Origin of the sequence: Arenimonas maotaiensis, assembly GCF_014638745.1 — a bacterium.
Classification (GTDB): Bacteria; Pseudomonadota; Gammaproteobacteria; order Xanthomonadales; family Xanthomonadaceae; genus Arenimonas; species Arenimonas maotaiensis.
Window position 1 is genome coordinate 272,259 of record NZ_BMFO01000003.1, and the last position, 20,258, is coordinate 292,516.

The 20,258-nt window shown below is 67.9% G+C and carries 25 protein-coding genes; 5 read left to right on the forward strand and 20 right to left on the reverse strand.

Translation table 11 applies throughout. The features are described 5' to 3' along the window. Window position 1 precedes the first annotated feature (1 nt). Window positions 2-541: a zinc-binding metallopeptidase family protein gene (locus tag IEV56_RS08570; RefSeq protein ID WP_188449889.1), complete on the reverse strand. Its 540-nt coding sequence runs from the start codon at window positions 539-541 to the stop codon at window positions 2-4. A gap of 54 nt (window positions 542-595) precedes the next feature. Beyond that, window positions 596-1,342, reverse strand: coding sequence for a DUF4097 family beta strand repeat-containing protein (locus IEV56_RS08575; protein WP_229730227.1), 747 nt, complete (start codon window positions 1,340-1,342; stop codon window positions 596-598). Between the two features lie 109 nt (window positions 1,343-1,451). Between IEV56_RS08575 and gpmI the strand changes: the two genes are divergently transcribed. The 3 genes from gpmI to IEV56_RS08590 are packed head-to-tail and all read left to right on the forward strand — an operon-like array spanning window position 1,452 to window position 5,388. Next, complete coding sequence (gene gpmI / locus IEV56_RS08580) at window positions 1,452-2,981, forward strand: 2,3-bisphosphoglycerate-independent phosphoglycerate mutase (protein ID WP_188449891.1); 1,530 nt, start codon at window positions 1,452-1,454, stop codon at window positions 2,979-2,981. Then, window positions 2,978-4,156, forward strand: coding sequence for a murein hydrolase activator EnvC family protein (locus IEV56_RS08585; RefSeq protein ID WP_188449893.1), 1,179 nt, complete (start codon window positions 2,978-2,980; stop codon window positions 4,154-4,156). The genes gpmI and IEV56_RS08585 overlap by 4 nt, the downstream gene beginning before the upstream one ends. Then, window positions 4,141-5,388, forward strand: a complete 1,248-nt coding sequence (locus IEV56_RS08590; protein WP_188449895.1) for a S41 family peptidase — start codon at window positions 4,141-4,143, stop codon at window positions 5,386-5,388. Before IEV56_RS08585 ends, IEV56_RS08590 begins: the two co-directional genes overlap by 16 nt. 11 nt (window positions 5,389-5,399) lie before the next feature. Here the strand turns inward: IEV56_RS08590 and IEV56_RS08595 are convergent, their stop codons facing one another. Beyond that, entirely contained in the window at window positions 5,400-5,972 is a 573-nt protein-coding gene (locus IEV56_RS08595; protein ID WP_188449897.1) for a DUF4126 domain-containing protein, read from the reverse strand. Window positions 5,973-6,045: 73 nt separating this feature from the next. Between IEV56_RS08595 and IEV56_RS08600 the strand changes: the two genes are divergently transcribed. After that, window positions 6,046-7,323, forward strand: a complete 1,278-nt coding sequence (locus tag IEV56_RS08600; RefSeq protein WP_188449899.1) for an MFS transporter — start codon at window positions 6,046-6,048, stop codon at window positions 7,321-7,323. Here IEV56_RS08600 and IEV56_RS08605 read toward each other — a convergent pair. From IEV56_RS08605 to rsmG, 16 genes are all read right to left on the reverse strand, one after another. After that, complete coding sequence (locus IEV56_RS08605) at window positions 7,307-7,669, reverse strand: DMT family protein (RefSeq protein WP_229730228.1); 363 nt, start codon at window positions 7,667-7,669, stop codon at window positions 7,307-7,309. The two genes, IEV56_RS08600 and IEV56_RS08605, sit on opposite strands and share 17 nt — an antisense overlap. Continuing rightward, the gene (locus IEV56_RS08610; RefSeq protein ID WP_188449901.1) at window positions 7,663-8,193 is read right to left on the reverse strand and encodes a GNAT family N-acetyltransferase; all 531 of its coding nucleotides are present in this window, start codon (window positions 8,191-8,193) and stop codon (window positions 7,663-7,665) included. The genes IEV56_RS08605 and IEV56_RS08610 overlap by 7 nt, the downstream gene beginning before the upstream one ends. Beyond that, window positions 8,178-8,468, reverse strand: coding sequence for a helix-hairpin-helix domain-containing protein (locus IEV56_RS08615; protein WP_188449902.1), 291 nt, complete (start codon window positions 8,466-8,468; stop codon window positions 8,178-8,180). The genes IEV56_RS08610 and IEV56_RS08615 overlap by 16 nt, the downstream gene beginning before the upstream one ends. Beyond that, window positions 8,465-9,283, reverse strand: coding sequence for a class I SAM-dependent methyltransferase (locus IEV56_RS08620; RefSeq protein WP_188449904.1), 819 nt, complete (start codon window positions 9,281-9,283; stop codon window positions 8,465-8,467). The genes IEV56_RS08615 and IEV56_RS08620 overlap by 4 nt, the downstream gene beginning before the upstream one ends. A 46-nt stretch (window positions 9,284-9,329) precedes the next feature. After that, window positions 9,330-9,584 (reverse strand): DUF167 domain-containing protein, encoded by a 255-nt coding sequence (locus IEV56_RS08625; protein WP_188449906.1) that lies wholly within the window; start codon window positions 9,582-9,584, stop codon window positions 9,330-9,332. 11 nt (window positions 9,585-9,595) lie between these two features. Further along, entirely contained in the window at window positions 9,596-9,844 is a 249-nt protein-coding gene (locus IEV56_RS08630) for a hypothetical protein (protein WP_425488569.1), read from the reverse strand. A gap of 25 nt (window positions 9,845-9,869) precedes the next feature. Then, window positions 9,870-10,211: a DUF2752 domain-containing protein gene (locus IEV56_RS08635; RefSeq protein WP_188449908.1), complete on the reverse strand. Its 342-nt coding sequence runs from the start codon at window positions 10,209-10,211 to the stop codon at window positions 9,870-9,872. Between the two features lie 66 nt (window positions 10,212-10,277). Continuing rightward, window positions 10,278-11,177, reverse strand: a complete 900-nt coding sequence (locus tag IEV56_RS08640; protein WP_188449910.1) for a TIGR01777 family oxidoreductase — start codon at window positions 11,175-11,177, stop codon at window positions 10,278-10,280. Next, window positions 11,177-11,902 carry an SDR family NAD(P)-dependent oxidoreductase gene (locus IEV56_RS08645; protein ID WP_188449912.1) on the reverse strand — a complete coding sequence of 242 codons (726 nt, stop codon included), beginning with the start codon at window positions 11,900-11,902 and terminating at the stop codon, window positions 11,177-11,179. Before IEV56_RS08645 ends, IEV56_RS08640 begins: the two co-directional genes overlap by 1 nt. A 114-nt stretch (window positions 11,903-12,016) precedes the next feature. Next, on the reverse strand, window positions 12,017-12,181 hold the full coding sequence (gene rpmG, locus IEV56_RS08650; protein ID WP_188449914.1) for a 50S ribosomal protein L33: 165 nt from the start codon (window positions 12,179-12,181) through the stop codon (window positions 12,017-12,019). Between the two features lie 12 nt (window positions 12,182-12,193). Continuing rightward, window positions 12,194-12,430, reverse strand: coding sequence for a 50S ribosomal protein L28 (gene rpmB / locus IEV56_RS08655; RefSeq protein ID WP_188449916.1), 237 nt, complete (start codon window positions 12,428-12,430; stop codon window positions 12,194-12,196). A 296-nt stretch (window positions 12,431-12,726) separates the two neighbouring features. Next, window positions 12,727-13,053: a lipid-A-disaccharide synthase N-terminal domain-containing protein gene (locus IEV56_RS08660; protein ID WP_425488570.1), complete on the reverse strand. Its 327-nt coding sequence runs from the start codon at window positions 13,051-13,053 to the stop codon at window positions 12,727-12,729. Further along, window positions 13,053-13,790, reverse strand: coding sequence for a glycosyltransferase family 2 protein (locus IEV56_RS08665; RefSeq protein WP_188449920.1), 738 nt, complete (start codon window positions 13,788-13,790; stop codon window positions 13,053-13,055). The genes IEV56_RS08660 and IEV56_RS08665 overlap by 1 nt, the downstream gene beginning before the upstream one ends. 43 nt (window positions 13,791-13,833) lie before the next feature. Next, window positions 13,834-14,715 (reverse strand): ParB/RepB/Spo0J family partition protein, encoded by an 882-nt coding sequence (locus IEV56_RS08670; RefSeq protein WP_188449922.1) that lies wholly within the window; start codon window positions 14,713-14,715, stop codon window positions 13,834-13,836. Beyond that, window positions 14,715-15,497 (reverse strand): ParA family protein, encoded by a 783-nt coding sequence (locus IEV56_RS08675; protein WP_188449924.1) that lies wholly within the window; start codon window positions 15,495-15,497, stop codon window positions 14,715-14,717. Before IEV56_RS08675 ends, IEV56_RS08670 begins: the two co-directional genes overlap by 1 nt. An 81-nt stretch (window positions 15,498-15,578) precedes the next feature. Beyond that, window positions 15,579-16,220 (reverse strand): 16S rRNA (guanine(527)-N(7))-methyltransferase RsmG, encoded by a 642-nt coding sequence (gene rsmG / locus IEV56_RS08680; protein WP_188449925.1) that lies wholly within the window; start codon window positions 16,218-16,220, stop codon window positions 15,579-15,581. Between the two features lie 65 nt (window positions 16,221-16,285). Between rsmG and IEV56_RS08685 the strand changes: the two genes are divergently transcribed. Beyond that, on the forward strand, window positions 16,286-17,269 hold the full coding sequence (locus IEV56_RS08685) for an NAD-dependent epimerase/dehydratase family protein (protein WP_188449927.1): 984 nt from the start codon (window positions 16,286-16,288) through the stop codon (window positions 17,267-17,269). Here the strand turns inward: IEV56_RS08685 and IEV56_RS08690 are convergent. After that, window positions 17,250-20,174: a putative bifunctional diguanylate cyclase/phosphodiesterase gene (locus IEV56_RS08690; RefSeq protein WP_188449929.1), complete on the reverse strand. Its 2,925-nt coding sequence runs from the start codon at window positions 20,172-20,174 to the stop codon at window positions 17,250-17,252. The genes IEV56_RS08685 and IEV56_RS08690 overlap by 20 nt on opposite strands. Window positions 20,175-20,258 lie beyond the last annotated feature (84 nt).

Genomic DNA, 20,258 nt, shown 5'->3' on the forward strand with positions numbered 1-20,258 from the left:
GTCAGCGTCCCTGGCGATACAGCAGACTCAACTCGCGCACCAGGCTGCTGGCGTCGAGCGTGAGCAGATTGCGCGGTTCGATGACGGTTCCCGTCACGCCCGCCGGCGCACAGGCATCCGCCATGTGGCGGCTCTCGTCACGGAACAGGAACGCCACGGCATGCGCCGGCCGCGGCCGTTGCGTGGTGAAACGTTCGGCGATCTCAAGCACGGCCGCGACTTCGGCCGCGTCCTGCCAATGCGCGAGATAAACCGCTGCCGCGCCGTCAGTGCCGGTGTCCGGCAGTGCGGCCTGGCGTGTATCGGGTCCGCAGCCGGCATCGAGGGCCCGCAGGCCGAGGCGTGCGAACTGGCGTTCGACATGGGCGGCGCGCAGCGCCTGCACGGACTCGCCGGACGGCGCATCGGCCGATAGCGCGCGCAGATGCTGGCCGAAGTCTTCGGCCGAGATTTCCGGGCCGTAGCTGGATTGGGCCGATGCCGACGGCGCGGCGACGGCCAGCGCCGCGATCAGCGGCAGAAACAGGGGGATTGAACGCATGAAGCCTCCGCGGGGAGGCTTCATTGTAAACCAGCGGCGGCCGCCGTTCCGGGGTCAGTCCGGTCGTTTGCCGGTGAACACCGTCGGCTTGAGCGTGCCGGCCTTGTCCTTGTCGGACTCCATGTAGCGGATGCGGCCGTACTTGGCGCTGCTGTGCACGAACAGCTCGACCTCGCGCTCGAACACCAGTTCGCCGTGCACCACGCTGTTGGCGCCGAGCACGATGCGCGGCACTTTCGGCTTGCCCCAGTTGATGCCCCAGCCTTTGGGCTTGCTGACCAAGATGCCGCCGGCCACCTCGGTGCCGTCGCCGACCAGGATGTCGCCGTTGACGGTCTCGAGGCCGCCGGCGACCTTCATCGCCAGCAGCTTGATACCGCCGTTGACGGTAGCGACGGTGCCGCCGACCTGGCTGCCGGCGCCGATTTCGATCGAGCCGTTGACCGCTTCCACGTCTTTGGCCACGCGCAGGTTGCTGACGCCGACGATCGAACCGTTCACCGTTTCCACCGACTCGGCCTGCACGCCGTTGCGCAGCACGATCTTGCCGTTGACGGTGCTGATGCCGTCGGCCCTGGCCTGGACGTCGACCACGATGCTGCCGTTGACGGTCTCGACGTCGCGGGCGACGGCTTTCTCCTCGACCGTGATCGAGCCGTTGACGGTGTCGAGGTCGCCATAGGCCTTGCCGGCTTCGGCGGTCAGGCTGCCGTTGACTTTCGACAGGCTGGGCGCGTTTTGTTCGGCGTGGGCGTTGCCCAAGGCGGCGGCCAGGGCGATGGCCAGGATGAGCTGCTTCATGAACGGGTCCTCCGTGGGATGATGGTGAAAGTATTGCGCCGACTGCTAGAATTGTCATGTGTCATTAGTTGGTAGGCATTTCGGCCCGTGGCGGGCCCTGGAGCGGTAAGTGGCGAAGTCGAAACCGGTGGTATTGCTGATTCTTGACGGTTGGGGTTACCGCGCCGAACGCGCGGACAACGCCATCGCGCTGGCCGAATTGCCGGCGTGGCGCGCTCTGCTGTCCGAGTGCCCGCATACCCTGATCCACACCGAAGGCCGCTTCGTCGGACTGCCGGACGGCCAGATGGGCAATTCCGAAGTCGGCCACATGAACATCGGCGCCGGCCGCATCGTCTACCAGGACTTGACCCGCATCGACGCCGCCATCGAGGACGGCAGTTTCGCCGACAACGCGGAGCTGAACGCCGCCATCGCCGCCGCCGAGGCCCGCGACGGCGTGTTGCATGTATTCGGCCTGCTGTCGCCGGGCGGCGTGCACAGCCATGAGCAGCACATCTTCGCCTTCCTGCGCCTGGCCAAGGCCCGCGGCGCGCGCCGGGTGCGCGTGCACGCCTTCCTCGACGGCCGCGACATGCCGCCGCAGTCGGCCGAACCCAGCCTGAAGGCCCTGCAGGCCTTGTGCGAGGAACTCGGCCAGACCGCCATCGCCACCGTCACCGGCCGTTATTACGCGATGGACCGCGACAAGCGCTGGGAACGCATGGCGCCGGCCTACCGGGCGATCGTCGAAGCCGATGCCGATCGGCGCGCCGACAGCGCGCTGCAGGCGTTGCAGGCCGCCTACGCGCGCGGCGAGAACGACGAGTTCGTGCAGGCCACCGTGCTGCCGGCGGCCGAACCGATGCGCGACGGCGACGCCGTGGCCTTCCTCAATTTCCGTGCCGACCGCGCCCGCCAGCTGACCGCCGCCTTCGCCGATCCGGACTTCGACGGCTTCGCGCGCCGGGTGCCGGCGTTGTCGGCCTTCGTCTGCCTGAGCGAATACGACGCCCGCCTGCCGGTGCGCGTGGCCTATCCGCCGGAATCGCTGCGCAACACCTTGGCCGACGTGCTGGCCGCGCACGGCAAGACCCAGCTGCGCATCGCCGAGACCGAAAAATACGCGCACGTCACCTTCTTCTTCAACGGCGGCGTCGAGCAGACGGTGCCGGGCGAGGAGCGCATCCTGATTCCGTCGCCGAAAGTGGCGACCTACGACCTGCAGCCGGAAATGAGCTGCCCGGAGCTGACCGCGCAACTGGTGACGGCCATCGACGGCGGGCGTTTCGATACGGTCATCTGCAACATCGCCAATCCCGACATGGTCGGCCACTCCGGCAGCCTGCCGGCCGCGATCAAGGCCGCCGAAGCGGTCGATGCCGCGCTGGCGGCGATCCGTCCGGCGGTGGAAGGCGCCGGCGGCGTGCTGCTGGTCACCGCCGACCACGGCAACGTGGAGATGATGCGCGATCCGGACACCGGCGAACCGCATACCTCGCATACCACCGGTCCGGTGTATTTCGTGATGGCCGGCCATGGCGGCCGCCTGCGCGACGGCGGCTCGCTGCGCGACATCGCGCCGACCATCCTCGACCTGATGGGCATTCCCGCGCCGGCCGAGATGACCGGCGCCAGCCTGATCGCCAAGGACGCATGAGCCGGGCGCTCTGGCTGTTGCCGCTGCTGTTGGCGCTTGCCGCGCCCGCCGCCGCGCAGAGCAAGCCGGCGGCGCCGAAGAGCGCCGCCGAAGCCGAGCGCAAGATCGAGACCCTGCGCAAGGAGATCCGCACGCTGACCAAAGCCCAGCGCGAGCTCGAGGAGAAGCGCAGCCGGGAAGCCAGACAGCTGCGCCAGATCGACCAGAAGGTGGCTGCCAGCAGCCAGACCCTCAGCAAGGTCGAGACGGCGCTGGACGGCCAGGAGCGCAAACTGGCGCAACTGGAGACCGAACAGCAGCGCCTGGAGCGCGAACTGCGCGGGCAAAAGCAACAGCTGGCCCTGCTGCTGCGTTCGGCCTACCGTCTGGGCGAAGACAGCGAGCTGAAGCATCTGCTGGCGCAGGACAAGCTCAGCGAGGCCGCGCGCTGGCTGGCCTATCACCGGTACTTCGAACGCGAGCGCCGGCGCGAGATCGACGGACTGACCACGCAATTGGCGCAATTGGCCGAAGTCAGCACCGCGGTGGAGCGCGAGAAGCGCACGCTGGCCGAACACAAGCACGAACAGGAGCTGGCGGTCGAGGCGCTGGCGCGCCAGCGCCAGGAGCGCAAGGCGGTGGTCAGCACGCTCGATGCCAAGTACAAGGACCAGCAGGCGCGTTTGCGGGCGCTAGGCAAGGATGAGCGCGCGTTGCGCAGCCTGCTCGACAAACTGCGGCAGGCTTCCAACAGCAGCAAGGCGCCGGCGGTGATCGGCCGACCGGGCAGCACACGGCCGCCGGCCAAGACCACGCCCAAGAACCTGACCGGCTGGCCGCTGACCGGTACCCTGTTGGCCGGTTACGGCAACGCCATGCCCGACGGCCGCCGCAGCGACGGCCTGTTGATCGCCGCCGCCGCCGGTTCCCCGGTGCATGCGGTCGCCGCCGGCCGGGTGGTGTACGCCGATTGGCTGAAAGGCTACGGCATGCTGATGGTGATCGACCACGGCCGCGGCTACATGAGCCTGTACGCCAACAACGACGCGTTGCTGAAGGACGTCGGCGAAGCCGTGACACCCGGCGAACGCGTGGCCACGGTCGGCACCTCGGGCGCGCAGAACCGCGCCGCGCTGTATTTCGAAATGCGCCTGAACGGCCAGCCGCAGAATCCCAACGCGTGGCTGAAACCATGACGATGCGTTGGCTGCCGGCCGTCCTGCTGTCGGCCGCCGTATCGGCAAGCGAGCCGCCGGCGCCACCCACCCCAACACCCGCGGTTCCGGTCGCCGAGATCCAGCGTTTCGTGCAGGTGTTCCAGACCCTGCGCGAAAGCTACGTCGATGGGCTCAGCGACGAGCAGATCATGCAGGCCGCCTTGCGCGGTCTGTTGGCCGACATCGATCCGCACAGCAGCTACCTGTCCGGCCGGCAGGCGCAGGATTTCGAAGACTTGAGCGAAGGCGGCTATGCCGGCATCGGCATCGAAAGCGACGAGCGCGACCCGACCCGCATCCGCGTGGTGGCGCCGTTCGACGACACGCCGGCGCAACGCGCCGGCCTGCGCGCCGGCGATTTCATCACCGCCATCAACGGCCGGCCGGTGGATAACGAAAACCCGCAGGCCAGTCCCGAGCGTTTACGTGGCGCAGCCGGCAGCGCGGTGCGGCTGACCGTGCAACGCCCCGGCGTCGACAAGCCGTTCGAGCTGCGCATCGTGCGCGAGGTGATCCGTCTGCAGAGCGTGCGCGCGCGTTGGCTGGCCCCGGGCTACGCCTATGTCCGCATCAGCGCCTTCCAGGGCGATACCGGTCTGGAGTTCCGCCGGCAATGGCAGCAGCTGCAGCAGGCCGCGCCCGATCAGGCGTTGAACGGCTTGGTGCTCGATCTGCGCAGCAATCCCGGCGGCTTGGTCACGGCCGCGGTCGAGGTCGCCGACGATTTCCTCGGCGAAGTCCCGCTGCTCAGCACCAAGGGCCGCAACCCACTCAGCAACGTCAGCTATACCGGCAAGCCCGGCGAGCTGTTCGCCGGTGCGCCGGTGGCGGTGCTGATCGACGCCGGCAGCGCCAGCGCGTCCGAAATCCTGGCCGGCGCCCTGCAGGACCACCATCGCGCCACGCTGATCGGCAGCCGCAGCTTCGGCAAGGGCTCGGTGCAGAGCATCATCACGCTCGACAACGGCGATGCGTTCAAGCTCACCACCGCGCGTTATTACACGCCGAGCGGCCGCTCGATTCAGGCCGAGGGCATCGTGCCCGACGTGCTGTTGGCCGGCAATGCGCGCGCCGATGCGGTCGAGAAAGACCTGCGCGGCCAGATCGGCGGCGGTACCGCGTCCGGCGCCGAGGCCGAAGAAGGCGTGGTGTTGACCGGCGAATCCTACATCGAGCGCGCGCTGCAGCATCTGCGCCGGAACAGCCGCTGAGCGGCGCGGGTTCAGGCTGAGGCGTCTTTCCGGCGCCTGGCGCGCAGCACCCACACCGCGGCCAGCAGCGCACCGAGCATCAGCACCAGCAGGAAGGCGAGGATCGGCAGGAACACCGACAGCACGGTCATCAGTACAGCCGCGAAACCTTCGCCGATCGATACCAACGGATTGGCCAAGCCGGCAGTCGGCAGGCTGACCGTGGCACGCACGGCCGCCGTGCCCATGTGTACCGCCGAGGCGGTGCCTCCGCCGGCGATCAGGGCCAACGACCACTGCATCAGCGGCGAGGTGTCGCCGAGGGTCGAGGCGGTCAGCAGCGTGCCGGCGATGGCGGCGGCCGGGCCAAGCGCGATATCGAGCAGATGGTCGAGCCAGGGAATTAGATAGGCGCCGACCTCGACCAGGCTGGCGACGCCGAACACCAGCATCGCCTGCCAACTGGCCAGCCAGAGGAATTCCTCGCCGAGCGGCACCAGCCGGTAATGGCCGGCCAGGCTCAGGCCGAGCAGGGGCACGAACACGCGCATGCCCGACGCCGCGCTGAGGCCGATGCCGACCAGGATGCCGATGAGGTGTTCCATGCGCGCTCCGTTGCCGTCTGGCGTTTGTCTTGGCCATAGCTTAATCTGGCCGCATCCAACCGACAATCACGCCATGCACAACGCCGACCGCCAGCTCGACCGCAAGGACGTCAAGACCCTCGGCCTGTCCGCTTTGGGCGGCGCCCTGGAATACTACGACTTCATCATCTTCGTGTTCCTGGCCGGCAGCATCGGCCAGCTGTTCTTCCCGGCGGAAATGCCCGATTGGCTGAAGCAGCTGCAGGTGTTCGGCATCTTCGCCGCCGGTTATCTGGCGCGTCCGCTCGGCGGCCTGCTGATGGCGCACTTCGGCGACCTGGCCGGGCGCAAGCGCATGTTCACCTTCAGCCTGTTCCTGATGGCGGTGCCGACCTTCATCATGGGCCTGCTGCCGACCTACGCCCAGATCGGCATCGCCGCGCCGATCCTGCTGCTGCTGATGCGCGTCCTGCAGGGCGCGGCGGTCGGCGGCGAGATTCCCGGCGCCTGCGTGTTCGTGTCCGAGCATGTGCCGCGGCGCCATGTCGGCCTGGCCAGCGGCACGCTGTTCTCCGGCTTCACCACCGGCATCCTGCTCGGCTCGCTGGTGGCGATGGCGGTCAACCACTATTTCCCGGCCGAGGCGGTGCTCGACTACGCCTGGCGCCTGCCGTTCCTGCTGGGTGGCGTGTTCGGCGTGTTCGCGCTGTACCTGCGGCGCTGGCTGGAGGAGACGCCGGTGTTCCTGGCGATGAAGCAGGAAAAGGCGCTGGCGTCCGAGTTGCCGCTGAAGACGGTGCTGCGCGGCCACAAGGCGCAGATCTGGCCGAGCATGCTGCTGACCTGGTACCTGAGCGCCGGCATCGTGACCTTGACCCTGCTGACCCAGAGCGTGCTGCAGACCCAGTTCGGCTACAGCGCCGGCGACGCGCTGTTCGCCAACAGCGTGATGATCGTGGTGCTGACCGGCGGCTGCATATTCTGGGGCTGGGCCGCCGACCGCATCGGGCCGTACCGCGCGCTGATGGCCGGATCCGCCTTGTTGGCGCTCACCAGCTACCTGTTCTTCCTCAGCGTGCCGGCCGGTTTGGCCGACACCACCGCGCTGTACAGCCTGGCCGGCTTCTGTCTGGGTTCGGTGGCGGTGGTGCCGATGATCCTGGTCGGCCTGTTCCCGCCGGCGGTGCGCTATTCCGGCTTCTCGTTCTCGTACAACGTCGCGTATTCGGTGTTCGGCGGCTTCACCCCGATGCTGATCGCGCTCTGGCTGCGCGAGGACATCCTGGCGCCGGCGCACTACCTGGCGCTGGTCAGCGTCATCGCCTTCGTGCTGGCGCCGTATCTGGCGCGGCGGATCAGCTCCGGAAGATGAAGTACACCGCGCCGCAGATGCACAGCGCCGCCCACAGGTAGTCCAGCTTCAGCGGCTGCTTCATGTAGAAGAACACGAACGGCACGAACACCGTCAGGGTGATGGCCTCCTGCAGGATCTTCAGCTGCCCCAGGTCCATGGTCTGCGCGCCGATGCGGTTGGCCGGCACCTGCAGCATGTATTCGAAGAAGGCGATGCCCCAGCTGGCCAACGCCGCCAGGATCCATGGCCTGCCGGACATGTCCTTCAGGTGCGCGTACCAGGCGAAGGTCATGAACACGTTGGACAGGGTCAGCAGCACCAAGGTCTGCAGGAAGGGCGGAATGCCGGTCAAGGCGTTCAACATGCGGTGTGCTCCGTGAGTTCGATGCGGTACAGGCAGAGCTCCGGCGTGTCCGGCATCAGGGCGGTCATGCCCTGGAAGCCGAAGCCGAGCTTTTCCAGCAGTCGGCGCGAGGCGGTATTGCCGTCGTTGACGATGGCCATCAGCGCCGGCAGATGGAATATATCGCGGGCGGCGCGCAACGACGCCCGGCAGGCTTCCAACGCATAACCTTGGCCGACATGCTCGGGCAGGAAGGCATAGCCCAGATCCGGCTCCGGCAAGGTGTCGCGCTTGACCAAGCCGCACATGCCCAATATTTCGCCGCTGCTCTGCCCGGTCACGGCCCAGAAGCCGAAGCCGTGCTGCCGGTAGCTGGCCATGGGGCCGGCTTCCAGATAGGTCCCGGCCTGATCCAAGGTACGCACGCCGCGGTCGGCGATGTTCTCGATGAAGCTCGGTTCGTTCAGCTGCCGCAGCAGATAGGGCGCGTCGGCGGCGGTGAATTCGCGCAGGCGCAGGCGTTCGGTATTCAGAGCGAAGGCCATCGCGCTTTCCGTTGTTCGGTGTAATGCCACCAGGGTTTGGCGTCGCCGCCGTCGGCGAAGTCGACCACCGACAGCAGGGTGTCGAGCACGCAGGGATCCTGCCGGCAGCCGGTGAGCTCGCACAGGCGGCGATATAGCTTGAATGCATCTTGGCCGGCGAGCTCGCGTGGATGCCGGAGGCCGAGCAGGCGCAAATCGCCGGCCATCGACGGTCCGATGTTGGGCAGGTCGGTCAGCGCCTCGAGCCGGTCGCGGCGGACCTTGGCCGGATTCATCGCGCTTTCTCGGCGATGATCTCGAGCACCATCGGCGTGATCAGCAACGCGTTCGGGTCGCTTTCCAGCGCATGCAGGTCGGCTCGCACCGCGGCCACCCAGTCCGCATCGACGCGGCCGAGTTCATGCAGGCGTTGCAGGTTGACCTCGATGAAGCTGGCCGGCCAGCGCCAGAGCGGGTCGGATGGCGAGGCGCTGAAGCTGATCGGCCGCGACGACAGGATGCGGCAACCGGCCGCGCCCAGATGGCGGGGCAGTTCGCGCGCCACATTCGGTTCGCCGCCGCTCTCGCGCCAGCTCGCCATCACCTGTTGCACGAATTCGGCCAAGCGCGCGCTGGCCGGCGCCGATTGGTAGGTTTCGTAGTGCACGTATTCATGGAATACCAGGCGGCCGCCGGGTTTGAGCGCATCGGCCATCTTGCGCACCAACAGGCCGGGGTCGGGCAGGAAGATCGCCAGCCAACGGCACCAGACGGCATCGGCGCCGGTCACATCGAGCGCGTCGGTCATCACGTCTCGCTGCCGGAACGACGCGTTGGCCAGTCCGCGCGCCGCGCACAGGGCTTCGGCCTGTTCGATGAATCGCGGCGAGCGCTCGATGCCGATGACCGTGCCCTGCGGGCCGACGGTTTCGGCCAGATCGACGCTGGCGAAACCCGGTCCGCAGCCGATATCGACCACGGTCTGGCCCGGCCCGATGCCGGCACGGCGCCAGCAGTCGAGCACCTGTTCGCGCCAGACGCCGTGCTGCAGACGCAGACGCGCGATTTCGGCGTCGTGGGTGCCGAGGATGTAGTCGTTTTCGTCGCGCATCCGCCACCTCCTTTCCGTGACCGGCCGATTATAGCGCCGGCACCGCCTAGGCTTCGATCAGTAGCCGCTTGAGCCGGCCGGCGCCGCCGGATTTGATGCTGACCTGGTTCTTGCGCAGCCCGAAGTGCTCCGCCACCAGCGCGATCAGCGCTTCGTTGGCTTTGCCGTCGACCGGCTGCGCCTTGATGCTCGCCAGCCAAGTGCCGTCTTCGGCCTGTTCCAGGCGCTCGAGGCGGGCGTTCGGTTTGACCTTGACCTGCAGGATGCGCGTCGTCGCCCCGTTGCGGCGGACGTCGGACATGCCGCGGCGGCTTACAGGATGCCGCCGCCCAGCGACAGGCGGAAGCCGCCGGCCACGATGGCGATCGCGCACAGCACCAGACCGGTCATGGCCATGCCCTTGCGGCCGGGCTCGGCCTTGCCCAGCGCGATGGCGCTGACGATGGCGCCGACGACGGCGAACGGGATGTTCAGCCAGTTCAACGCGCCAAGGCAGGGAATGGCGGCGATGAACAGGCCGATGAGGGCGAGGATGCCGAAAATCAGGCTGATCAGGGACATGGTCGGGCTTCCGGGTGTGGGGGAGTCACGGCGCCGGTTTCCTGCGGCCGAACCATCGGCAGCCTGCGTACAGCGCGTAGCCCAAGAATATCAAGCTATTGCCGGCAAGTGTGGAAAACAGCCGGAGCGCGTCCGGATTCAGCCGCGCGGCGGTCGCGAAATCGCCGCGGGCGATCGCCACGAACGCGCCGGTCATGCCGCATAGCGCGCAGGGCGCATCCGGATGCGGCGTCTGCAGGGCTTGGCTGACCGCGAATACGGCCTGTGGCGGCAACAGCCAAAGCAGCAGACCGCCGGCCAGTATCGCCACGGATAAAATCGCCCAGACGGCAAGCACGGCGCGGCGGAGGTCATCGGCGGGAATCATGTGGGCTCTACGGGCGGAAAAGAATCCGTGAAACGGTAGCACAGCCCGCATCCGCGGCGCAGGGTATCAGTCGCTTTCGGCGTGCGCCAAGGCGTCGGTCAGTTCCGGGAAGCGGAACCGGAAGCCGGCCGCCAGCAGCCGCTCCGGCAATACGCGCCGACCGCCGAGCAGCATGGGCGCGCGCTGGCCGAGCGCGGCGCGCAAGACCCAGGCCGGCGTCGCCAACAGCGCCGGCCGCTTCAGGCTGCGCGCCAGGGTTTCGGTGAATTCGCGGTTGCTGACCGGCGCGGGCGCGGTCAGGTTGTAGGCGCCGCGGCAGCCGTGTTCGTCGAGCAGGAACAACAGGGCGTCCAGATAATCGCCGCGGTGGATCCAGCTCATCGGCTGGCGGCCGTCGCCCAGCCGGCTGCCCAAGCCGAGCGCGAACGGCAGTTGCATCTTCTTCAGCAAGCCGCCGTCGCCATGCAGCACCAAGCCGGTGCGCAGCAGGCAGACGCGTACGCCCAGGGATTCGGCCGCGCGCGCCGCGCGCTCCCAATCGGCGCACAGCACGGCGCCGAAGTCATCGGCGGCGGCCATGCTTTCGGTTGCCGGATCCGCGCCGTCGTTGCCGTAGATGCCGATGGCCGAACCGCTGAGCAGTACGGCCGGTTTCTGACGGCTTTGCCGCATCGCCTGCAGCAGCCGCTCGGTGACGCCGATGCGGCTGTCGCGCAGGGCGCGTTTGCGCGCCGCGGTCCATGGCCGGTCGACGATCGGTTCGCCGGCGAGGTTGATGACGGCATCGAACGCGGTCTCCGGCGTCCATTCCGCCAGATCGCGCCAGGCCGTGACGCCGTTGCCGAACACCGCCGCCACCGAGGCCGGGTTGCGGCTCAACACCGTCACCGCGTCGCCGCGCGCACGCAAACGCCGCACCAATGCCCGGCCGATGAAACCGGTGCCGCCGGTGACCAGGACGCGCATCAGCCCTTCACCCGCAGGCTGGAGCGGCCGCCGTCGACGCCGATGACTTGGCCGGTGATCCAGGCCGCGTCATCGGACAGCAGGAACGCCGCCAAGGCGGCGATTTCCGCGGGTTCGCCGAGCCGCGGCAACGGATGCAGGCCGGCGATGCTCTGCGCCATGGCCTCGTTCTGCCACAGCGATTTCGACAGCGGCGTGCGGGTCAGCGAGGGTGCGATGGCGTTGACCCGCACCGCCGGCGCCAGCTCCGCGGCCAGGCTCAGGGTCAGGCCGTTCACCGCCGCCTTGGCCATGCCGATCGAGGCGTGCAGGCCGAAGCCCTGCGAGGCCGCGATCGAGCTGAACAGCACCACCGAACCGCGTCCGGATTTCTTCAGCGCCGGCAGCGCCGCCTGCACCGCCAGCGCGGCCGACAGCGCGTTGAGCTCGAAGTCGCGCAGGAAATCGGCGCGGGTCAGCCGCGGCAGGGCTTTCAGCGTGATGCTGCCGACCGCGTACACCAGACCGTCCAGCGCTTCGCCGGCATCAACGGCGGCCTGTGCGATGAATCCGTCCTCGAGCACGTCGCCGATGCTGAAACCGGCGCCGGTTTCATCGGCCAAGGCCCGGACGGCGTCGCCGTCGCGGCCGACCAGATGCAGCGGGCGTCCGCGGCCGGCGAGCAGGCGGGCAGTGGCCGAACCGATGCCGCCGTTGGCGCCGAAAATCAGGGTTTTTCCGTGCATACGCGCTCTCCTATGCCGGCACTATAGCCGTTCCGCCGTGACAGCGGCGTCGTGCCGGCGGGCATGAAAAAACCCGCACACGGCGGGTTTTTCAACGTCAGCAAGCGCGGCGGCTTACTTGATCTTGCCTTCCTTGTACGGCACGTGCTTGCGCACGACCGGATCGTACTTGGAGATTTCCATCTTGTTCGGCGTGGTCTTCTTGTTCTTGTCGGTGGTGTAGAAGTGGCCGGTGCCGGCGGTGGAGATCAGGCGGATTTTGTCGCGTTTCGATGCCATGTCAGGTGCTCCTTAAATTTTTTCGCCACGGGCGCGCAGTTCGGCCAGGACCGAATCGATGCCGCGTTTGTCGATGGTGCGCAGGCCGTGCGCGGAGACCTTCAGCTTGACCCAGCGGTCTTCGCTCGGCACCCAGAAACGGCGCTCGTGGATGTTGGCGTGGAACGTGCGGCGGGTTTTGTTGTTGGCGTGCGAAACGTTGTTGCCGCTTTGCATGCTCTTGCCGGTCACTTGGCAAATACGACTCATGGCGTACCTCTTGGCGTTTTAAGGATCACCCATAGCCCGGGTGAATTCGGCCCCGCGGAGATTCCGCACACAATGGGGTGGCGCCCGATGACGGCGTGCGTATTGTGGGCCGCACGGCCAGCAGTGCTTCAGGCGAGCCCGCTATTATGCCGGAAAAGCCCTTGTGCCGCAAACACTTAGCTGAATCGCGGGCATTCGGTGCGGTAACGTGTTGATTCATATGGAGGTAGGGGCGAACCTATGTGTTCGCCCCCGCTGATTCGGGCTTTGGGCGGACGCATGGGTCCGCCCCTACGTCAATGCGAGGCCTTGTCGCGGTGCCAACCGCGGTGCTTGATGTCCAGCGACAGGCTGTACAGGGCGGTGAACGCCGGGAACAGGTTCTGCAGCACGCCGACCGAGTCCTGCTTGGCCGAGAACAGGAAGTAGCTCAGCGTCATCAGGCTGCCGACCACGCTCATGTACCAGAACAGGCGCGGGATGACCGGCTTACCGGCACGGCGGGAGGCCACGAACTGCACCAGCCAGCGGCCGCCGAACATCAGCGCGCCGGTGTAGCCGATCAGTTTCCAGGGCGTGATGTGCAGGCCGGACCAGAACAGCCATTCGATCGGCTGGTTCATCATAGCTCGACGGTGTCCGTGATCTTGCTGCGCTTGATCAGCCAGCTCACGCCGCGCAGGTCGGCGATGCCGACCCATGCCCGGCCCAGGTTGTTGTATTTCGACACCCCGGCGCCGCGTTCGCGGTGGTTGACCGGCACGCTGACCGATTGCCAGCCGGCGCGCTTGACCAGCGCCGGCAGGTAGCGGTGCATGTGGTCGAAATACGGCAGGTCGAGGAACAGCGCGCGCTCGAACAGCTTGATGCCGCAGCCGGTGTCCGGGGTCTCGTCGCGCAGCAGGCGCGAGCGGATGGCGTTGGCGGCCTTCGAGGCCCAGCGCTTGGAGCCGGAGTCCTTGCGCTGCACGCGCCAGCCGGCGAACAGCTTGATCGCCGGGTCGGCGGCGTCGCGCGCGGCCAGCAGCTTGGGGATGTCGGCCGGGTCGTTCTGGCCGTCGCCGTCCAGGGTCGCGATCCATTCGGCGCGCGCCTGCTTGACGCCGTTGCGGATGGCGGTGCTCTGCCCGCTCTGCCGGCTGTGGCCGAACACCCGCAGCTCCGGCACTTCGGCCTGCAGGGCCTTCAGCACCGCGCGCGAGTCGTCCTTCGAGCAGTCGTCGACGTAGACGATCTCGAACGGCAGCAGGCCGCGCAGGGCGGCGGTGATCTCGTGCACCAGCGGCGCGATGTTGTCGCGCTCGTTGAATACCGGAACGACCACGGAAACCTGCGGCAGGGCGACGTTGTCGAGCGTCATGGCATGGGCCTCACGGGCGTGTTGATGGCGCTATTGTAGCGCGTCAGCGCCGCAGTTTTTCCAGGATGCCGTCGAGGGTGTCGAGGCCGTGGTAGTGGATGACCAGCTTGCCGCTGCCTTTGCGGCCGTGGTTGAGCGCCACCTTGGCGCCCAGCAGGTCGGCGATCTCGCGCTCGAGCGTGGCGATGTCGGCGTCGCTGCGCGCCGGCGCGGCCGCCGCTTTGGCCGGCGCCTTGCCGCCCTTGCCGGCCGATTGCGCGCGGCGTTCCACTTCGCGCACCGACAGCTGTTCGGCGGCGGCGGTCTGCGCCAGCGGAATCGCCAGTTCGGCCGGCAGGGTCAGCAGGGCGCGGGCATGGCCCATCTCCAGCCGGCCGGCTTCGACCAGCGTGCGGATCGCTTCCGGCAGCTCCAGCAGACGCAGCAGGTTGGACACCGCCGCGCGCGAACGGCCGACGGCTTCCGCCGCCTGCTGGTGGGTCAGGTCGAATTCGTCGATCAGGCGCTGCAGCGAATTGGCCTCTTCCAGCGGGTTGAGGTCCTCGCGCTGGATGTTCTCGATCAGCGCCATGGCGATCACCGCGCGGTCGTCGACGGCGCGGATGACCACCGGCACCTCGCGCAGTTCGGCCAGCTGCGCCGCGCGCCAGCGCCGTTCGCCGGCGATGATCTCGTAGCGGCCGGCGGCGATCTCGCGCACCACGATCGGCTGGATCACGCCTTGCGCGCGGATGGAGTCGGCCAGTTCGGTGAGCTGCTCCTCCTTCATGTCGCGGCGCGGCTGGTACTTGCCGGGCTGCAGGCTGCTGATCGCCAGGCGGGTCAGTCCTTCCTTGGCCGGATCGGCGGGCGCGGCGGCGGCTTTCAGGTTGCTGCCCAGCAGGGCGTCCAGTCCGCGGCCGAGGCCGGATTTCTTCGCCGCCATCAGTGTTTCTCCATGCGTTTTTGGCTGTTGCGCCGGATGATCTCGCCGGCCAGGCCCATGTAGGCCAGCGCGCCGCGCGAGCTGCGGTCGTAGCGCAGGATGCTCATGCCGTGGCTGGGCGCTTCGGCCAGGCGCACGTTGCGCGGCACCAGGGTACGGAACACGGTGTCGCCGAAGTGTTGGGTCAGCTCGTTGCTGACCGCGTTGCCGAGGTTGTTGCGCACGTCGTACATGGTGCGGATGATGCCGTCGATCTCCAGCGCCGGATTGAGCTGCTGCTTGAGCGCGTTGATGGTGTTGATCAGCGAGCTCAGGCCCTCCAACGCGAAGTACTCGCACTGCATCGGCACGATGATGCCGTCGGCGGCGGCCAGCGCGTTCAGGGTCAACAGCGACAGCGACGGCGGGCAGTCGATCAGGATGAAGTCGTAGTCGCCGCGCACCGGGTCCAGCGCCTGTTTCAGCCGGCTTTCGCGCGCCGGCATGTCCATCAGCTGGATTTCGGCGGCGGTCAGGTCGATGTTGCCGGGGATGAGGTCGTAGCCTTCCTCGCTGCGCACCCGCGCCTGCGCCAAGGTGCACTCGCCCAGCATCACTTCGGTGATCGAATGCGCCAGTTCGCGCTTGTCGACGCCCGAAGCCATGGTCGCGTTGCCCTGCGGGTCGAGGTCGACCAGCAGCACCTTTTTCGGTGCGGCGGCCAGGCCCGCGGCCAGATTGACGGCCGAGGTGGTCTTGCCCACCCCGCCTTTTTGATTGGCGATAGCGATGATGCGGCTCATGCGGTTTCCATGGACGGAAAGGGTTCCCCTGACCCGTCATTATGCCCAAACCGGCCGCGCTTTGCCCGCGGCCGGGGTTTTTCAGCCGGCCTCGGCCCGCTGCACCACCACCAATTGGCGTTCGGCGTCCAGGCCCGGCACCTGCAGGGGGTGCACGGCCGAAACCCGCCAAACGGCCGGCAACTCGGCGATTTCGTCGGCGATTTGCGGCCCTTTCATCGCCAACAGGACGCCATCGGGCGCCAACAGGTGGCCGCCGACCGCCAGGATGCCGGCCAACCGGTCCATGGCCCGGGCGGTGATGGCCTGATAGCGTCCGGGTTCGGCCACGGCCTCGGCCCGGGATTCGATCACCGTGACGTTCCGCAGGCCCAGCTGACGTACCACTTCGCGCAGGAAACGGGTCTTCTTGCCGTTGCTTTCCACCAGGCTGACCGCCGCTTCGGGCCGGATGATGGCCAGCGGAATGCCGGGCAGGCCCGGCCCGGTGCCGAGGTCGGCCAGATTGGCCTGGGTGAAATAGCTGTGCATGGCCAGGCTGTCGAGCAGGTGCTTGCCCAGCATCTCGCACGGATCGCGGATCGCGGTCAGGTTGTAGGTCTTGTTCCAGCGCGCCAGCAGGTCGAGGTAGGCCAGCAGGGCGGGCGCGTGGGCCGGGTCGATGCCGAGGGCGTTCAGGCCCCGGCACAGCTCGGCGTGCAGCGGATGGTCGGTCGCGGTCATGGCGCTATTGTCGCGCATCCGGCGCGGGTGCGCATACACTTAAGGCTTGGGCCAAGGAGGCGGGAATGGCAGAGGTACTGATCACGGGCGCCAGCGGTTTCGTCGGCGGCCATGTGTTGCGCGAGTTGCTGGCGCACGGCCACGCGGTGCGCGCGCTGTCGCGTTCGGCCGCATCCGATGCCGCCTTGGCGGCGGCCGGCGCGGTGCCGGTGCGCGGCAGCCTGGCCGACGCCGAGTCGCTGCTGGCGGCGGCGCGCGGCGCGCAGGCGGTGTTCCACTGCGCCGCCAACACCAGCGCCTGGATCCGCGACAAGGCCGAGCAGGACGACACCAACATCGCCGGCACCGGGCGCCTGCTGCGCGCGGCCGAGGCCGCCGGCGTCGGCTGTTTCGTGCATACCTCCAGCGTCTCGGCCTATTCGCATCTGGTGCACGACACCCTGCGCGAGGACGTGCCGCAGCGCGGCGGCGACAGCCGGGTCAATTACGAGCGCAGCAAATTCCTGGGCGAGCGCGCGGTGCGCGAATCCGGCCTGCCGCACCTGATCTTCAATCCCTCGCACGTGCTGGGCCCGGGCGACCGCAACAACTGGGCGCGGCTGATCAAGATGGTGCATGACGGCACCTTGCCGGGCGTGCCGCCGGGCTCGGGGGCCTTCGCCGACGTGCGCGAGATCGCCAAGGCCCAGGTCCGCGCCTGGCAGAGCGGCATCCGCGGCGAGTCCTTCCTGCTCGGCGGCGCGCACGCCAGCTTCCTGCAGTTCGCGCAGCTGGCGGCCGAGCTCTCGGGCCGGCCGGCGCCGACACGGGCCATGCCCGCGGCGCTGCTGTGGTGCGTCGGCCACGCCAGCGAGGCGCTGTCGCGCGTGACCGGGCGCATGCCGCAGATCACGCCGGCGGCAGTGGCGTTGACCTGCCATCACCTGCGGGTGGATTCCGGCAAGGCCATCCGGCTGCTGGGCTACCGCGAGACGCCGCTGCGCGCGTTGATGGCCGACACCATGGCCTGGATGGCCGATGAGGGAATGATCAGATCGCGGCCGCGCTGAGCGCGCTGCGGATGTCTTCGATCGGTCGGGCGCAGGAGAACAGGTGGCCCTGGCCGCTGCCGATGCCGATCCGGCGCAGGCAATCGCGCTGGGCTGGGGTCTCGATGCCCTCGGCAATCACCTCCAGCCCCAGCGACACGCCGAGCGCGTGGATGGCCTGCACCAGATGGAAGGTCTTGTTGTTGGGGTTGTCGGTCAGCGTGCCGATGAAGCTGCGGTCGATCTTCAGGCAGTCCAGCGGATAGCGGTGCAGGTACGAGAACGAGGAGTAGCCGGTGCCGAAATCGTCCAGGCTGATGCGGATGCCGGCGTTCTTCAGCTGGGTCAGCACCTTCAGGCCGAGTTCGGGATGCTCGATCAGCGCGTCTTCGGTCACCTCGATGCACAGGTTCGACGGCGACACGCCGTATTCGCCGATCAGCGCCAGCAGGCGGATGGCGAAGCCCTCGTGGCCGAGATGCCGCGGCGAGACGTTGATGCTGACGTACTCCGCGCTGCCGAGCAGCACCGGCAGGTCGCGGCAGACCTGTTCGAAGATCGACCAGTCGATCTGCTCGATCAGCCCGGTCTCGCGCGCGATGGCCGAGAACTCTGCCGGACTGAGCACGCCGCGCTCCGGGTGCCGCCAGCGCATCAGCGCCTCGTAGCCGCGCGTCCGGCCGGTGTCCAGGTCGCTGATCGGCTGGTAGTGCGGGAACAGCTCGCCGCGCGCCAGGCCGCGGCGCAGGTCGCCTTCGATCATCAGCGTGTTCAGCGCCGATTGGTGCAGGGCGTCGTCGAAGAAGGTGTAGCGGTTGCGCCCGAGCTCTTTCGAACGGTACAGCGCGATGTCGGAGTCGCGCAGGATCTCGTCCGGGTCGTGGTGGCGCTCGTGCGAGATGGCGATGCCGATGCTGGGCGAGATGAACAGCTCCTTGCCCTGGATGAGGATCGGCGTGTGGAACTCCTGCAGCATGCGTTCGGCCACCAGCCGGGCTTCCTGCATGCTGCGGATGCTGTTCAGGATCACCGCGAATTCGTCGCCGCCGAGGCGCGCCACCAGGTCCGGCTGGCGCACGCAGGCCTGCACGCGCTCGGCCACCACCTTCAGCAGCTCGTCGCCGACCCAGTGCCCCATCGAGTCGTTGATGATCTTGAAGCGGTCCAGGTCGATGAAGAACACCCCGAACATGCGCGCCGGATTGGACCGGTACAGCGTCAGCGACTGCTTCAGCCGGTCGTACAGCTGGTTGCGGTTGGCCAGGCCGGTCAGCTGGTCGTGCAGGGCGTCGTACTTCAGCTTCTGTTCGGCCTCCTCGCGGCGCTGGATCTGTTCGCGCAGCGCCTGGTTGCTGAGTTCGAGCTCCATCGTGCGCTTGCGCACGTTCGATTCCATCTCGGCGTAGGCCTGTTTCAGCCGGTTCGACGATTCGATCTTCTCCAGCGCCTGCGCGATGTGGCTGCTGACGAACATCAGCAGCTCCTGTTCCTTGTGCGAATAGGCGCGCACGCTGTCGTAGCTCTGCAACGCGATCACGCCGACCGCCTCGCCGCGGATGGTCAGCGGCACGCCCAGCCAGCATTTCGGCGCCGCGCCCTTGACCACGGCGCGGCCCTCGCGCTTCAGGCGCAGCACCTCGTCCTCGTCGAGCAGTACCGGCGCCTTCTTGGCCAGCACCCATTCGGTCAGGCCGTTGGACACCGGCCGCGACTCCACCGGGGCGTCGTCGTCGCTGCGTTCGTCGATGTAGTAGGGGAAGCGCAGCGTTTTGCCGTCGTCCTCGATGAACGCGACGTAGATGTTCTTGGCCTCCAGCAGCTGCGCCACGATGCCGTGCATGGCCGGATAGAACTCCTCCAGCGTCTCGCTCTGGCTGGCCAGCCGGGTGATGTTGAACAGCGCCGACTGGATCATCTCGGAACGCTGGCGCTCCTGGATCTCCTGGCGCAGCTTGGCGGTGCGTTCGCCGACTTCGCGCTCCAGCTCGGCGGTCTGCGCGCGGCGGGTCAGCGACTGGCGGATGTGCTCGGCCACGAACGACAGCAGGGACAGGTCGGATTGCGAATAGCGGCGGTCCGGGCGGTAGCTCTGCACCACCACGCCGCCGACCACCGATCCGTTGTCCAGCATCGGGATGCCCAGCCAGTCGATGCTCTCCGGGCCGGTGGCCAGGTCGCGGACCAGGCCGAAGCGCTCGGCCAGCGCGGTCGAGCTGTCCCAGGCGTACTGCCCGGACTTGAGCATGGCCAGGGTGATGCTGTTCGGCAGCAGCTTTTCGTCCCACTCGATTTCCGGGTCGATCGGTTCCTTGTCCAGGCTGTCGGCGTAGTACAGGAAACGCATCGTGCCCTTGCTTTCGTTGAAGTCGGCGATGAAGAAGTTCTCGGCGTACACCAGGCCGGCGACGATGGCGTGCAGTTCGCGGTACAGCACGCCCGCGTCATGCTCGTGGTAGGCCAGGTTGCTGATGTCGAACAGCGCCTTCTGCAGCTTCTCGGACTTCTCCAGCTGCTGGCGCAGCTGCGCTTCGATGCAGCCGAGCAGCAGGACATGCAGCCGCGCGGCCGCTTGCCGCAACAGGCGGCCGATCGCGTCGGCCTGCATCGGGTCGGGATTTTCGGCCTGCACGTCGAGGATGAAGTAGCCGTCGCCGTGGCGCGCAATACGCACCGGACGTTCGCGCCAGCCGTCGAGGTCGTCGCCGGCGTCGCGTTCCACCGCCGCCATGACGCTCACGTCCATCACCGGATGCGACTGGTGTCCGAGCATGTCCTGATGCGGCGGCGGCAGATGCCAGAGGCAACGCGGCTGCGCGGATCCGCCGATGGCGGCCAATTGCAGGCACAGCCACTCGGCCGCCGTCTGCAAATCGGTGGCCCGGTCAAGTCCTTGATAGTCCTGCGGATTACTCCGCGCGTCGGCCATTGCGATTCACAGACATTCCCCCTGCGATCGATTCTAGCAGTTGCCCGCCACCGGCGCTAGGCGACTGCGGCCGGCCAGTGGCGT

Bases quoted from the DNA above. Each gene is read 5' to 3' on its own strand.
- rsmG (WP_188449925.1), bottom strand. From the start codon at position 16,220: ATGACCGCGACCGACCATCCGCTGCACGCCGAGCTGTGCCGGGGCCTG.
- IEV56_RS08625 (WP_188449906.1), bottom strand. From the start codon at position 9,584: ATGTCCGACGTCCGCCGCAACGGGGCGACGACGCGCATCCTGCAGGTC.
- rpmB (WP_188449916.1), bottom strand. From the start codon at position 12,430: ATGAGTCGTATTTGCCAAGTGACCGGCAAGAGCATGCAAAGCGGCAAC.
- IEV56_RS08575 (WP_229730227.1), bottom strand. From the start codon at position 1,342: ATGAAGCAGCTCATCCTGGCCATCGCCCTGGCCGCCGCCTTGGGCAAC.
- IEV56_RS08645 (WP_188449912.1), bottom strand. From the start codon at position 11,902: ATGCACGGAAAAACCCTGATTTTCGGCGCCAACGGCGGCATCGGTTCG.
- IEV56_RS08665 (WP_188449920.1), bottom strand. From the start codon at position 13,790: ATGACGCTCGACAACGTCGCCCTGCCGCAGGTTTCCGTGGTCGTTCCG.
- IEV56_RS08600 (WP_188449899.1), top strand. From the start codon at position 6,046: ATGCACAACGCCGACCGCCAGCTCGACCGCAAGGACGTCAAGACCCTC.
- IEV56_RS08630 (WP_425488569.1), bottom strand. From the start codon at position 9,844: ATGTCCCTGATCAGCCTGATTTTCGGCATCCTCGCCCTCATCGGCCTG.
- IEV56_RS08605 (WP_229730228.1), bottom strand. From the start codon at position 7,669: ATGTTGAACGCCTTGACCGGCATTCCGCCCTTCCTGCAGACCTTGGTG.
- IEV56_RS08660 (WP_425488570.1), bottom strand. From the start codon at position 13,053: ATGAACCAGCCGATCGAATGGCTGTTCTGGTCCGGCCTGCACATCACG.
- IEV56_RS08640 (WP_188449910.1), bottom strand. From the start codon at position 11,177: ATGCGCGTCCTGGTCACCGGCGGCACCGGTTTCATCGGCCGGGCATTG.
- rpmG (WP_188449914.1), bottom strand. From the start codon at position 12,181: ATGGCATCGAAACGCGACAAAATCCGCCTGATCTCCACCGCCGGCACC.
- IEV56_RS08615 (WP_188449902.1), bottom strand. From the start codon at position 8,468: ATGAATCCGGCCAAGGTCCGCCGCGACCGGCTCGAGGCGCTGACCGAC.
- IEV56_RS08595 (WP_188449897.1), bottom strand. From the start codon at position 5,972: ATGGAACACCTCATCGGCATCCTGGTCGGCATCGGCCTCAGCGCGGCG.
- IEV56_RS08635 (WP_188449908.1), bottom strand. From the start codon at position 10,211: ATGATTCCCGCCGATGACCTCCGCCGCGCCGTGCTTGCCGTCTGGGCG.
- IEV56_RS08610 (WP_188449901.1), bottom strand. From the start codon at position 8,193: ATGGCCTTCGCTCTGAATACCGAACGCCTGCGCCTGCGCGAATTCACC.
- IEV56_RS08690 (WP_188449929.1), bottom strand. From the start codon at position 20,174: ATGGCCGACGCGCGGAGTAATCCGCAGGACTATCAAGGACTTGACCGG.
- IEV56_RS08570 (WP_188449889.1), bottom strand. From the start codon at position 541: ATGCGTTCAATCCCCCTGTTTCTGCCGCTGATCGCGGCGCTGGCCGTC.
- IEV56_RS08620 (WP_188449904.1), bottom strand. From the start codon at position 9,283: ATGCGCGACGAAAACGACTACATCCTCGGCACCCACGACGCCGAAATC.
- IEV56_RS08685 (WP_188449927.1), top strand. From the start codon at position 16,286: ATGGCAGAGGTACTGATCACGGGCGCCAGCGGTTTCGTCGGCGGCCAT.
- IEV56_RS08670 (WP_188449922.1), bottom strand. From the start codon at position 14,715: ATGGCGGCGAAGAAATCCGGCCTCGGCCGCGGACTGGACGCCCTGCTG.
- IEV56_RS08585 (WP_188449893.1), top strand. From the start codon at position 2,978: ATGAGCCGGGCGCTCTGGCTGTTGCCGCTGCTGTTGGCGCTTGCCGCG.
- IEV56_RS08675 (WP_188449924.1), bottom strand. From the start codon at position 15,497: ATGAGCCGCATCATCGCTATCGCCAATCAAAAAGGCGGGGTGGGCAAG.